General features: G+C 39.0%; 10 protein-coding genes. 5 read left to right on the forward strand and 5 right to left on the reverse strand.

All coding sequences use genetic code 11. The annotated features are described in order from the left end of the window. Positions 1-111 precede the first annotated feature (111 nt). The 4 genes from H6F44_RS00920 to H6F44_RS00935 all read right to left on the reverse strand — a co-directional run bounded on the left by H6F44_RS00920 (position 112) and on the right by H6F44_RS00935 (position 4,979). Positions 112-702 carry a COP23 domain-containing protein gene (locus tag H6F44_RS00920; RefSeq protein ID WP_190349039.1) on the reverse strand — a complete coding sequence of 197 codons (591 nt, stop codon included), beginning with the start codon at positions 700-702 and terminating at the stop codon, positions 112-114. Positions 703-872: 170 nt separating this feature from the next. After that, positions 873-1,844, reverse strand: coding sequence for a S1 family peptidase (locus H6F44_RS00925; RefSeq protein WP_190349040.1), 972 nt, complete (start codon positions 1,842-1,844; stop codon positions 873-875). 49 nt (positions 1,845-1,893) lie between these two features. Next, positions 1,894-2,985 (reverse strand): hypothetical protein, encoded by a 1,092-nt coding sequence (locus tag H6F44_RS00930; RefSeq protein WP_190349041.1) that lies wholly within the window; start codon positions 2,983-2,985, stop codon positions 1,894-1,896. Positions 2,986-3,278: 293 nt separating this feature from the next. After that, the gene (locus H6F44_RS00935; RefSeq protein WP_242016381.1) at positions 3,279-4,979 is read right to left on the reverse strand and encodes a ShlB/FhaC/HecB family hemolysin secretion/activation protein; all 1,701 of its coding nucleotides are present in this window, start codon (positions 4,977-4,979) and stop codon (positions 3,279-3,281) included. 266 nt (positions 4,980-5,245) lie between these two features. On the opposite strand from H6F44_RS00935, the gene H6F44_RS00940 reads away from it, so the two are divergent. The 3 genes from H6F44_RS00940 to H6F44_RS00950 all read left to right on the forward strand — a co-directional run bounded on the left by H6F44_RS00940 (position 5,246) and on the right by H6F44_RS00950 (position 9,288). After that, on the forward strand, positions 5,246-7,324 hold the full coding sequence (locus tag H6F44_RS00940; protein WP_190349042.1) for a S16 family serine protease: 2,079 nt from the start codon (positions 5,246-5,248) through the stop codon (positions 7,322-7,324). A gap of 36 nt (positions 7,325-7,360) precedes the next feature. Beyond that, positions 7,361-7,894: a COP23 domain-containing protein gene (locus H6F44_RS00945; protein ID WP_190349043.1), complete on the forward strand. Its 534-nt coding sequence runs from the start codon at positions 7,361-7,363 to the stop codon at positions 7,892-7,894. A 68-nt stretch (positions 7,895-7,962) separates the two neighbouring features. Then, positions 7,963-9,288, forward strand: coding sequence for a PhnD/SsuA/transferrin family substrate-binding protein (locus H6F44_RS00950; RefSeq protein WP_190349044.1), 1,326 nt, complete (start codon positions 7,963-7,965; stop codon positions 9,286-9,288). Between the two features lie 118 nt (positions 9,289-9,406). Here the strand turns inward: H6F44_RS00950 and H6F44_RS00955 are convergent, their stop codons facing one another. Next, complete coding sequence (locus H6F44_RS00955; protein ID WP_190349045.1) at positions 9,407-10,855, reverse strand: hypothetical protein; 1,449 nt, start codon at positions 10,853-10,855, stop codon at positions 9,407-9,409. Between the two features lie 350 nt (positions 10,856-11,205). Here H6F44_RS00955 and H6F44_RS00960 point away from each other — a divergent pair, with 350 nt between their 5' ends. Both H6F44_RS00960 and H6F44_RS00965 read left to right on the forward strand, forming a co-directional pair. Continuing rightward, positions 11,206-11,682: a hypothetical protein gene (locus tag H6F44_RS00960; RefSeq protein ID WP_190349046.1), complete on the forward strand. Its 477-nt coding sequence runs from the start codon at positions 11,206-11,208 to the stop codon at positions 11,680-11,682. A gap of 25 nt (positions 11,683-11,707) precedes the next feature. After that, positions 11,708-13,318: a hypothetical protein gene (locus H6F44_RS00965; RefSeq protein WP_190349047.1), complete on the forward strand. Its 1,611-nt coding sequence runs from the start codon at positions 11,708-11,710 to the stop codon at positions 13,316-13,318. Positions 13,319-13,362: the final 44 nt, after the last annotated feature.

Here is a 13,362-nt window from a genome sequence, read left to right on the forward strand (position 1 = left end):
TGTGCGGTTGCCCTGTTGATCTTACTGATTATTTCTCAATAATAAGCAAATGAGACCCCTAAATATTTAGGGGTCTCATTTACTAGAGGTATGATTTACCATGAATTCAATTTATAGGCGATCGCCTAGCGTTACACGCTTACCATCGCGAACTAATCTTGCCATGTTTACATAGAACTTTCCGCCAACGGTTGGAGGCACAGTACGAGTAATTGCACCCTTAGCATTTCCTGCCATTACGTTCTCAAAATCTTTCAAGACCTTATTGGCATCGTCATTACTTTCCAAAGTGAAAATCAAACGAGAATTAATACAACGCTTCTCGCTTGAGGACATATCAGCCGCAGCACAGATTACGGGTTGGCCATTCAGCCATGAGTTGGTAATATAACTTAATCGAGTAGTACCCAAGTTTTGCATTCTCTCGGATACAATTTTGCATCTAGACTCTGGAGAATATTCTCCAAAGTAGGTGGATTTCCATTGAATAACAGGAACACCGACCCTGCCTTCATCTCCATTGCGAATAGCAAAAGTAGTAGGTAGACCTGTCTTAGGGTTACGGTAGCAAGCAAATGAATGTGAGCCACTCTCGTTTTCCTTGATTTTGCTTTGGGCAGAGGCAGTACTGAAAGCACTACCAAAGAAAGAAATCAACGCAAAGGAGAAGATAGTCAGTTTCAGTAATTTTACTTTTGGCATTTTATTAATTCTCAAATTTTTACCTATCTGTTTGCGGTTAGATAAGTCATTGATTAAAATCTTTGACATATAAATTATACCCATATTTTAGCTAGAGTAAACACATAAAAGTTACAAGTAAGTTATATTGTTTGGTGCTAGAAATAGCTATCTTATGAACTTTATGAACTTTATGAACTAGGCTTACATTGTTTAGCTATATCTGCCCTCACTTTTAAAGGTTTCTTGAATTGAAATGTTGCTATATTAGGGAATATATATTTAATATTATTTGGCTCCAATACTGAAGGAATACCCAGCAACAGAGTCTTTGAGGTTGGAGCGTAATAATTTAAATTTAAGGGAGTTAACTTTTGCGATTGACTAATTACAACGCTAATGGGAATAGCCCAAGATGAACTACTAATGATATTGCGTATAGGTAAACAAGGCATAGTCTTGTCCTGAAACCTTTGTGGCACAAGCGCCCAACGGCTTCGTCCATTAATCGCCACAAGACTACCGTTTATGTCTAAAACAGGTCCACCGCTCATACCCCTCTCAATGTCGTTGGTATATCCCATTTGATAGGCTTGCGTAAGCGGCTTGTCTAGTTTCAGACTTATATTCCCCGATGTTATTTTAAATCCATAGGGTCTGTTACTATTAGCAACCTCTAAAGGGAAGCCCGCCGCAAAGGTAAAATCGCCCTCTCCTATAGATTGATAGCTGCCCATAGCAACTGTCTTATAAGTATTCTTACTTTGAAATTGAAGTACCGCTATATCGCTACCTTTAGAACTCAAAGACTCTATTAAGATTCCTTTATGCCTCACTTGGTCAGGCGTAACTATAGTAATTGCTTGCCCAGGTTCAATAACATGATCATTGGTTATGACAGTATAGGTCTGATCTTTGACATTAACTAATACGCCAGAACCCCAATCAAGTGGAGCGGCAATAACCTTGACAGTTACTGTCTTGGCAATATTTTCTAGATGCGTCTGCGTAACCATAGCAATGAGGCTACTAAAATCCTCAAAAGCTCTCACCTGTGCATATTTTACTTCAGTTGCTTGAGCCTGATTTAGACCATTAATGCCGACAAGCAAGATGAGCCAACCAAATCCAATAGAATCCCCGATAGTTTTGTAAACATTCACGATAGATTTGCAATAATTATTTGTTAAATAGTTGATTTAGGGGGGGGATTTAGGGAGTTATTTTCCCCGACTCGCGTACCTTGACATCAGATGGTAAATCTGGCACATCATCATTCTGAAATTGCTGCGATTGGGGGGCGATTTTCTCAGAGTTTTTCACCGTAACATCAGGTGGTAAGTCTCTCACGACTTCATTCACAGGAGGCTGTGGAGGAGCGCCCTGTATTGGTGGCGTATCAACGCTAGTATCAGTTGGATTGACTGGTGTTGTCGTCGCTGGGGATGTTTGTGCCTTCTTGCATTGATTAGGGAAATCACTTCTAACTTTTGTATAGTTATTAGTCAAGTCCTGTGCTTCAGTGTATATGGGTGAACTAGGAGCAAATCGCTTCAATCTAGCGATCGCGTCATCAAACACCTTTGTTACTTGAGTCTTTTGATTGCAGTCAATGCTTTTCAGCTTTTCGATGTTGTCATAGGCAATTAAGGAATTTTTGATCTGCTGAAGTTTGTCTTTGTCGTCAATGTTGGCGGCATTGATGTTGGCGATCGCCCTGTTAATCTCTATTTTCTGATTTTCATAGGCTGATATCGCACGATCAATTTCAGCAATACGTTGGCTGTCATTACTAGGATTTTTCTTAGACTGTTGCAACTTGTTTAATTCTGCCTCAATCTTTTTGAATCGTGATTCTAGTCCAGACTTGTTAAGTCCATTTAGTTCATCTGCACTCAGTTCAATTATCCGAATACTTGATGTACCACTAGGGGAATCTGTAGGGGTTGGTTTAACAGACTGTTGCTGCTGATTTTGTAAGTATAGATAAAACCCTCCTCCACTGGTTGCAATTACAAGCAACAAAACAGGCAAAACCCAGATCATAGACTGGGGTGGAGTTGATGGAGCAGTAGCAGAAGAATTGCTACTATTCTGTGTGTTTACTTGAGATCCTTCTGGTTTGGGTTGTCTACGATCATCATGTTCAGTAGGTGGAGTTGCAACTTCTGGGGTTGTGGTTTTAGGAGTGCGATCTCCCAACTTTTTACTCCCCAAGCCTCTAGATGACGTACTCGCCGCTTTAGCCCCCTCATCTATGTTTGTTCTTGCTTCTTGGTTATCTAATTCAGGCTTTTTATTCATAAATGTTATAAATATTGATGACTAATAGATTAGTTCTTATTCTTGATGAAAATTTCGACCTAAAAACTTGACTCTAGCTAGACCACTATTCTGTCCTTGCAATCATTCAGTATAGCAACCAGAATATATTTGTATACATATGCGTAGATAATCGAACTAAGATTTAACTTTTGGCAAAAGTACTTATAAATAAAGCACTTAATTAAATCATCTTCACCTATGAAATTATTATACTCATATCTCGTTAACTATTACCAATGGTTACATTTTTTGTAACCTCTAGCCTAGGTTCGCTAAAACTGATACTTCATGTTGAAGTATAGGGATGAATCTTGGAGATTGTTGGTTTTGTCTGATAGTCGCAAGAAAGGAATAGCATAATCTAAGCGCATGGTTAGTCCCTTAAGAGGCTCTAGGATTGCAACTAATCCGCCCCCTGCAATAAAGTTTTGCTGTGGTAACTGATTGGGGTTGCGAGGATGATTCCAAATAGCGCCAAGATCGACAAATGGACCAAATTGCAGTTTTGACGATTCATCGATCTCGTCACGGAGCAGTACCCAACGATTTTCTAGGGATAGCCTGAAACCATTATCGCCAACCCTAACATTTTGGCGAAATCCTCTTACAGACTGTGCGCCGCCAATAGCAAACTGCTGCGATGACAGTAACGGATCGGAGGCTAATTGGGTATCCAAAGATGCTAGTAAAAACACATTTCGTCCTAACCCTTGCAGTCTCTGAATTTGACCGCTCCAACTCAGGAAATGGCTCGTGGGAGCATTAGGGTTATTAACTTTGTTACTGCTGACATTGAATATTCCTAGCCCTGTACCCAAATTGAACTGAGAGCGAAAAGACCAAGCGCTATTGTTAGGCTCTCTGAGGGTATATTCCTGTCCAAACTTGATTACCCCTGTACGGGTTGAACCATCGGATTCGGGCCCAATCCCAAAAGGAGTCTGCAAGTCGTTGAATAAAAATGTTTGACCCGTTTGATAGGCATAACCCAGAGATAATGCAAATTCATCAACCCGCGATCGCGCAATGGGCTGTCTAAAGTTTACTTCATACAAAGTTCCTGCACCACGAATACCAAGGGCAGCAAAGTCAGATTGCGTTATCCGAAAATTGTTGGGAGCGACCCGAAATGATAAGCGCCCATCCTGATGGTTGACAGGGATCGAATAGCTAATATCGTATTGGTTAAGTCCATTGCTGGTAGAACGATAATAGGAAAAGGCTAGTTGATCGCCAAAATTCGTTAAATTACTTACAGACAGTCCTGCCCCAATTCGCTCAGAACCAACGGATACTGGCGACTCGTTGTCAAAACTCACAAATCCTTGAAATTGATTACGCTCTTTAACATCCAGCACTAGTTCAGGCTTTCTACTAGAATCTTTGCTAGTTGAGATCGTTCCTCTAAATTCCTTAAAATTAGGATCGCGATTCATAATTACTAGCCCTTCTTCTAGTCTACTTGCATTGAAAGGGCTAGTGATATATTGCTGAATACGTGGCAATACGTAATCTCGACTTACATTTTGCAGTCCTTCGATAGTAGTATCTGCACCCAGTTTTTCGAGTTCGCCCTCATTAATTTTGATTTCAGGAGGATCGACAGTATCATCTAGAGTTGCAAAGGAGTTTATATAGCCGTTATTTACATACGTTTCGGTAACTGCGTCAGTAAGTTTCTGAAGCTCGGCTTGACAGGTTTTGGGGCTGGGGGTTCTGAAAAAATCTTTTTCGAGTTTCCGCAGTTTCTCTTGGAGGACGCTTGAGGTTGTCCTGAGTGGAAATTGCGGTCTATTCAAGGGTCGATTACCCTTGCATGGGTCGTCATCTTTATGATTTAGTTGCTTTGGCTCTGCCTGCTTAGGTGATAAAGTCTCGCCATAAGTACTCTCTAACGTTATCCCCATGGCGATCGCACCCATCGCGCCAAAAGTCACACACCGAACTGCCCAATAGTTTCCAGAAAAAGCCATATCCTAAGCCTCACATTTCACATGATAAAGTTACCACTGAATTTAAAAAATGATCGATCAAATTTTTATTTGTTTTGATTTAGGTAGTTACAAAACTATTTATATATGAACTTAGTTCATGTATAAACCTTGTTCATAAGAACAAGAAATAATTAGGCTAAAGTGAATTCTGAAATTTATGTGTGTGTCTTAAATTACCAAACAATAAATCAAAAGTTAGGTATAATTCTTTGAAGTTCAAGGCTTAGTTTTAGGAGTAACTAGTTGTGAGAAGGAAAGGTAAGACTGGTGGTGGTTCAAACAAGCCAAGGGGGAATAGTGGCAAAAAACCTGGTATGTTTAATCGACCTAAAAGTGGGGCAAGTCCCAAATCCAGTTCCCCTTTCCGCAACCCAACCAATAAGGGCAATCCGATCGCACTAGTCTTAGGCATATTTTTCGCTGTCGCAGCGATCACGGGAACAATTATTGCAACTAACCCCAACTTAATTTCTCAAATTGCTGGTGGATCTATCTCTTGTAGTGAAAGAAGCGTTACAGTCAATGCCTTATCTACAAAAGAGGCAATACCAGTTAAATTATCAGTTAGCCCTAACTTGAACAGTGCCGAGATTATGCCTGTTAAGTTTACTAGTAAAGGAAACAATGAGGTTGGCAAGCAATTAAAAACTTCTGCAAACTTAGCCGCCGTAATGACAAGTTTCTTATTGGGAGAGGATCTAAGTAACTGCCAATTTACAGTCGAAACACAGACAGACAAAGATGTTGACGGTCCCAGCGCAGGAGCATTATTCACAGTTAGTTTTTTATCCCTAGTTAGAGGTGATAACCAAGCGATTAATCCTAAAGTAACAATGACTGGCACAGTGAATCCTGATGGAACTGTAGGACCCGTGGGAGGTATTCCGGGAAAGCTGAAAGCTGCTGACAATCTCAGGGACAAAAAAAGTTTAGGTAATATCACAGTAATCATTCCAAGGCAAAGCGATGACAAAATCACACAAGCTGATACAGAGCTTACTAATCTGAGTGTTGAAATTGCTAAAGATATATATGGTGCATACAAACTTTTAACTGGCAAAGAAATTCCTCGATACTTATCTAAGGATATCTCCCTTGAAAATCTCAAGCTATCAGAAGATATAAGCACTGTTATTGGTTCCAAGATTAAAGAGATTGAAGGATCGTATAAGACAGTAGCTGCGATACCTGATCTTATTGCATTAAAGGAATCTACCAAGAAAGAGCTAAGTGTGATTGGTCAAGTCAAGGATGCTTACTACAAACAATTTGAAACTTATAAGAAAGGCGGCAATGAAGAAGTTAGTAGTGCATTTAACCGTTTAAACCAAGCAAACTTTGCAGCGTCTATTCACAAAAATATTGCTGAGTTTGCAAGCATAGCCGAAAGTAATGATAGGCAAAAGCTTAAAAATACCGCAGAGAAGAATTTTGGGGAAATTCGGCAGCTAGTTCAAGAACAAATCAGAAACCTAGAGAAATCAACAAAAGAAAATTTACCATTTACTTCCTTTGTTGATAGTTATTCGCATTCAGCGCGTGCGAAGTCTTTAGTAGAATTCTCAGATAAATCACCTAGTGAGATAAGTGAAGATAATTATCTAATATGGGCTTTAGGCAATTTATTTGTGCCAGAGATGGCTAGAAAATACCTTAACCAGTCTAAAGTTTCACTTGATATTGGTAAAGCCGTGAAAGCTCGTGGTAATACTAGTAACTTAAACAAAAAAAAGCTCATCGCTTTGGCGAAGATTTTAGACAGGGCAGCCCGATCTAATATTGAATATCTAAAATCATTAGTGGGAGAGCCTAACAATTTAAGTTACTACCTAGCTTTTTCGCTTAAAAACTTGTCTGATGATTTAATTAAGAAATTAGAAAAGATCGGTAGTGATGATGCCAACTTAGCAGATGTTTATGACCTAACAGGATCGGCATTATCCTCTTATTTAGAGTCTTCAATGCTCATATATAAGTACTACTCGCTACAGGCTGGCACACTAAAAGCAACCGACATTTTTGGAAATTTGAATTTTAGTAATATGAATCCTAAACTAAGTTTTGAGCAGCAGCAAGCGGCTATTCGCGAAATTAAAGAAACAGTGAAAACAGTTTCCCAAGAATCTGAGGATGATACTAAGAAGTTTATAGCTGTTTTAAAGGACAAAAATCTAGGCTATGAAGTACCAGCATTTAACTATTGGCAATCGCAACCGATGGCTCGTAGTGAGGATGTTAATGAGCAGCTAGATAGCATATCTGGCTTTTGGGCAGCCAATTTTGAAGCTAGGATTGCACTTATGGCTGCTGGTATTAAGCCTTAGTGATTAATGATAAGCATAAACCTTAAATAAACAAATATGGCACAGTTAGATATAGTGAGTTTGGGAATTAGCATCCTGCTTGAGGCATTTAGTGCATTCGTGGCTAGTGCGAATATTAATACATCGGGCGTTGCTAAATTTGTATGCGATCGCAGCCTTGATAGTATTCCCACAACCTATGTAGTGATCAAATCAGAGCGCCGCCCATTTATTCGGTGGGTGGCAGACTTTGGCGGTGTGGACTATACCCCCATGCGCCGTTGTAAAGAAGTAACTTCGCGAATGCAATCACTGCGATCGCAAGGTAAATTACGTTACATCACCAGTGGTGAAATCAATGGCGAAAGGGTAATCTGCACTGCATCTTCGCCACAAAATGCTAAGAGTAAAATATGTACTGCTCTCTTGATTACTCTCAAACCAACAGATTCTGCTAATGAGGTGTTAAATCAACTTTTTGATATTAAACAAGACAAGCCGATAATTAAGCTTGATGGTACTAACGATGAGAAGCTTGATGTCAGGAACAGTGGGTATATAGATGTCGATAAGTTTTTTGATTCTTTCTAACTTTACTAAAATCAAGAAAACAATCGGCGTTTGCTATTTTTAAGAAACTAAGGAATTTGACATAAATCATGAAAAACAGACCTAAAATACAAAAAACTGAAAAAGAGCCCGCTCAAAAATTTAGTATCTCCAAAAGATTACTATCTTTTTCTATGATTGTTTTTGTTTGCTTAACGGTATTAGTCCTTATATGGTTTCTTTTGAAATCTTTTGGCTTTAACTTTAATCCTAAGCTTGGAGATAGCAATAAAACTTTTACAGTTGGCGCACTAGTGACAGGAGGTGAAGATGGTAAAAAGGGTTATGAAGAATTGGAGAAATACCTAAACGACAGTTCTCAAATGAAATTCAAGCTAGATCCTATTGCGATTTCTAAGGAGAATGCCCTCAAACAAGCTAAAGAAAAAATTGAGAATGCAGAGTGGGATATTGCATTTACCAGCGAACCTTTTACATCGATCGCCGCGATCAATGAAGGATACTTTTTCGTTGCTCGAATGACACAAGATGCCCCAATAATTCAGTCTGCTGTGATTGTCAAAAATGAAAACCTTACTATTAAGAAAGTTGATGATATCAACAAGACTACCAAGCTAGCTATTAGTGATCCGAATAATGTTGCGTTTTACTATATGCCCATATACGATCTCTATGGCAGAGCATTTCAAGGCGTTCCTCTGCCTGCCCCATTCTTAAAAAATTCAGTCGAAGCACTTGAGTCTGGTCAGGTTGATGCTGCCGTAGTCTTGTATGGCAACGGTCTCAAAAATGAGCTTACGTCAAATATAGTTACAAAAATTAATCGCGGTGATTATCGTGTTATCAGCCTTAGCAGACCAATCCTTCCTGGCTCTGTTTACATTTCGCCAAAACTGCAAGAAGAGCGTAACTTCATAGAAAAGTTGTTACTAGAAGCACCAAACACGATAAAGGAAGGAGCAAAGTATGCAACTGGTAAACGAGAAGAAGATTACGGATTTTTTAAAGGTTTACAACGTAGAGTCGATAACGTTTTAGACTGCTCTGGCACAAATCCACGCACAACAAATCTGTACGATCTCAGTGTTAAGAACTGTCAGGAAAATGTCGAAGGAATAGTATCTAGCGTTAGACAAGTTGAATTAAACAAGATTGAACTGATTGTAAGAAGTTCTAGTACTGAGTATGGAGTGCTGTTAAGCCAAAATGATCTGATTGAAAAACTCAGTAAAGCTTTTGGGCTAAAAAATCAGCGATCGCTTGAAGCTTTATATACAAATCTAGATAAAATGAAAATTAAAATTGTTAATGCTATGCCAAAAGATGATATCAAGGGCGGAACAATTTATTTTGACTTCACTGATAATGCTTCAAAAAATGCCAGTCTGGAGATCATAAAAAAGGATAAAGCTTAAAAAAAAATCTTCCACCTCAAAAATAGAGGACTAAGGATATACTTAAATCCTCTATTTTCTATTATTCAACAATTTATTCTCGCCAAAGCTCTAGAAATTAATTTCTCTATGAATTAAATTAGTGAATTTCAGCAACGAAACATAGCTTTGACATTAGTTTATCGTCTTTAGGGCGATCGCTATTTGCTGTCACCACAAGTTGATGCAAGCCATTTAATAATTGAAAGACGTTAAAAGTTCTTGCTCCATCATTTTTGTTACTTTCATCACTACTCCATTCTTTAAACCAAGGAATAAGCGGCAACTTATCAAGAGTAGACTTTATAATAAATTTGTAAGTACCATCTACGCCACTCTCTATATTAAAATTGACTTCAACTTCAGTCTGTTGACTGCTAAACCTGACTTCTTTTGCTTTTACAAATTGCTTAGCAGCATCATTTTTGACTAAATCCTTTACAGAAGCATCAAACTTACTTGCTTCCACAGTATGCTCAAGCTCTCTTGCAAAAGCAGCGACTGTATGAGGTAAAGCTGCTTGTTGATTTATTTTGTAACTATAGCTATAGGATTTGTTGGGCAAAAGTCTTAGTATCTGCACCTTACTAGATTCTGGTTCACCAAGTTCTGTAAAAGCACCCTTGTAATTGATCCCAGTGACAACGCCATCGGTTTGGGTTGGGGGTGATTTCTGTAGGTCTAACGCAATGGCAGAATCAATAGCCTTGTTGTCAAAGATTACAAATTTACTGCCTTCAGCAATATCTGGTTCAGATTCAACTAAGCGTTCATAAAGATAATTGATATTGGCATATCTACCCAACATCAAAATATAAAAGGGACGATAGGATTTATCCCCATTTTTTTTGCGCTCTGGCAAATTAGTATTCCACTCAAAAAACTCATTATTATTGCCCACGTCATACACCGTGCCATTAAATTGACTACGCTGAGCGAGTACGCCCACAGAAAATCCCGCATTAAGATATTTTTGTTTGAATGATTCAAGAATATCTCGGATATTTTGATTGTTTTCCGTCATATCAGAGACAATCAGAACTAAGCTGTCGTTTGAAGGCTTATCTGTTTTGACAACATTATTGATCTGACTATTGGCAAACCAAGGATAGTTTGTGTTCACCTCTTCTGGCGTTTTAGGATAAAATATCGGCTTCTGGGCGTTCAAAAAATCAGTAGGTGTTAGTAGGTCTCGTCTATCATCGCCAAATCGATAAAACTGAATCTGTGCATCTTTCCATTTGCCAGTTATCGCCGTATTCAGACTACGTAACGCGCGGATATAACGGCTCCCCTCGATCGCCACAAACCCATTCATAGAAGGAGTGCCATCTACATACACCTTAGCTTGAATTTTCTTGGAATGTTCTTTAAATTGAGCATTCTGAGAAAGCGCAGGTACATTACAGTCGATCGCCAAAGCTTTCGGCTTAAGCAAAAATGCAGCAGCGAACATGGCGGCGATCGCCATCAAAATGATAACAATAATCACAAATCCATTATTACGTCCTCGGCTGGGACTTTTTCCACGTCCATTTGGAGCTTTCATATCGTGATTACTAGACAAGATCGATGGTAATCATATACTATTTATTCAGGCTAAGCATATTTTTCGTTAGCTAAACTTAATTCTTTGAATCAAGCCTTTGATTAATTGATCAAAATAATCTTAGGATTAGAATATGATCATGCAAGTCCAATTTGATGATACATTTATCTAAGCAGCATTGTAACGATCAAAATCATTGATTTGTCCAATATTACTTAATGACTCAATGATATGAATTCAGTTCACTAAGTTCATACTCAACCGTTAAGTATATTGAACAGTCAAGACAAGGCGTTTAGTTAATGCTTAGTTAACAACTAACCATAAAAAAATACCAAAAAGATAAGCCTGTGCTAAAGATTATTGGAAGCCTCGTAATATCTCTCATTTTTTGGGCAGCATTCTTACTGTTGTTTCAAAATGGTGTTATCCCTATTGAAAAGGGAGGCGCGAGTAATGTCGCAGGTGCATGGCTTGCTAGCACTTTCATTCCCAGTTCTTTAATTGTTATGGGTGTAACCCTATTCGCGGCTGGTATATGGTTCTTCCTATCGTCAAGATCTCAAGATGATGAAAGGTGCTATGAGCAAGTAAAATATTGGTGGGGACTGCTAATGCTGCCTCTAGCAACCATTGGTGTAGTTACTTTTGCCTATCGGGAATCCTTAAAGGATGCGGTAGTATACATATTAATCAGTCATGTGCTTCATGTGATTTGGATCTATTGGATTGGCACTTGCTTGAGTTCTCAAAACTTTGCTAAGTACATACTTCCTGGTTCCCGCAAGATCCGTAGCATCGCCTCTTCTATCGGCATTCCTGTTTAAAAAATTACTTCTTTGAGCTTCAGCTATGACCTTATATTTGATTGCAATTGGTGGATCAGGGGCGCGTTGTGTAGAGTCAGTTATACACTTGGCTTCTACTGGGTTAATGAGCGATGACAAAATCAAGGTGTTGTTTGTAGATCCTGACAAGTCAAACGGCAACTACATTCGCACCTGCAATCAACTTAATGCTTACAATAAATGTAGAAAGTCAGTATGGCAAGCTGGCGACCCTTGTCAGTGGATGCGTACAGAAATTGTCAATCTGGGTATATCCACTGTAGGGGCAGGCGGCAATAGTTTAAAAGGTTTTTTTAACTACAACGCCATGCATGATAGTAATTCAGTGCTGACAGACCTTTTTGATGTACTTTATACTGATGAAGAGCAGAATATAGACTTATCGGAAGGGTTTCGGGGGAGACCAGCCATTGGTTCTGCTTTTATGAGTCAATTAGATTTTGAAAAGCTTAAAGCTGATCGTTATCAGGGTAACTATCCAGACTATATTAGACCTTGGGCATCATTCTTAGAAGAAGTTGATAATGCGATCGAAAGCACAACCGTCAAAATTCTGCTGTGTGGTTCAGTATTTGGTGGCACTGGAGCATCTGGATTACCAGTAATAGCGAGATTGCTAAATGATTTCTTTGTCGGTAGAAATAGCATAGGTGCGAAGGGAACTCCTAGGGAAAACTTAACCTTAGGCAGTATTTTAGTTCTTCCTTACTTTAACTTTAAAGTTAGTGGAGCAGATGTTCCCAGTGATGAGGTATATGCACGCGCACCAGAATTTGCCTTGAATACGCAAGCAGCAATGCGTTACTACAAAAGCCAAATGCAAGATATATGTGACGTGTTCTACTGTATCGGTGATCAAAATCGGGCAGAATTTGATTTTAGTGTTGGCGGGGAACAGCAGGAAAATAGGGCACACATTGTTGAGCTATATGCAGGACTTGCGGTTAGGGACTTTATCTATAGCGATAAACCAACTGACACTGAAAAGATTGTTTTTGCGGAGCGCCGCTTTGAAGATCGTATAGGCTGGCTAGACTTACCGTCAGAGCCAGATAGCATTGAATATGCACCGATTAATGATTACTTTAATTACCCAGATGAGCCAGTAGTTAGACACGCACTGCGAAATGCAGTTAGATTTGCTTTTGTGTGGTACAACAGTATTGTTGGTCAACTCGAAGAATATTGCCTTGGCAATCAACCTAAGGGCTGGATGAACGCTGCAAGCATTTGGCTAAATCCGTTTTTTAATGTTGATGGTAAATCTAATTACTTGCCTGAGATCAATAATCCTGCAACAGAAACAAGTGAAGCAGCCCCAATTAGTCAGTGGTGTAATAACTTTGCACTGTGGTTAGATGACTTACATAAATCTGACGATAATGAGTTCATTAGTCTGTTTGCTATGGATAAAGTGACATCACCAGACGAAATTAATTTTGGTCGTTTGGTGGGGGATGATTCCCGTTCGGAAGCAGAGAAAGATGCTGATCGCATTGATCTAATAAAGTTGCGGTTAGACCCAGACTCGGATGATGGTATTGACCTAAGCTTGATTGATGCTAGAGGTTATGTTGGCTTAGCCAAATTTGCATACGTTGTTTGTGGATTGTAGAAACTGCTAGAAATCACATAATCGGCTAATCACACACAAGAAAA

The organism is Pseudanabaena cinerea FACHB-1277 (genome assembly GCF_014696345.1).
Classification (GTDB): domain Bacteria; phylum Cyanobacteriota; class Cyanobacteriia; order Pseudanabaenales; family Pseudanabaenaceae; genus Pseudanabaena; species Pseudanabaena cinerea.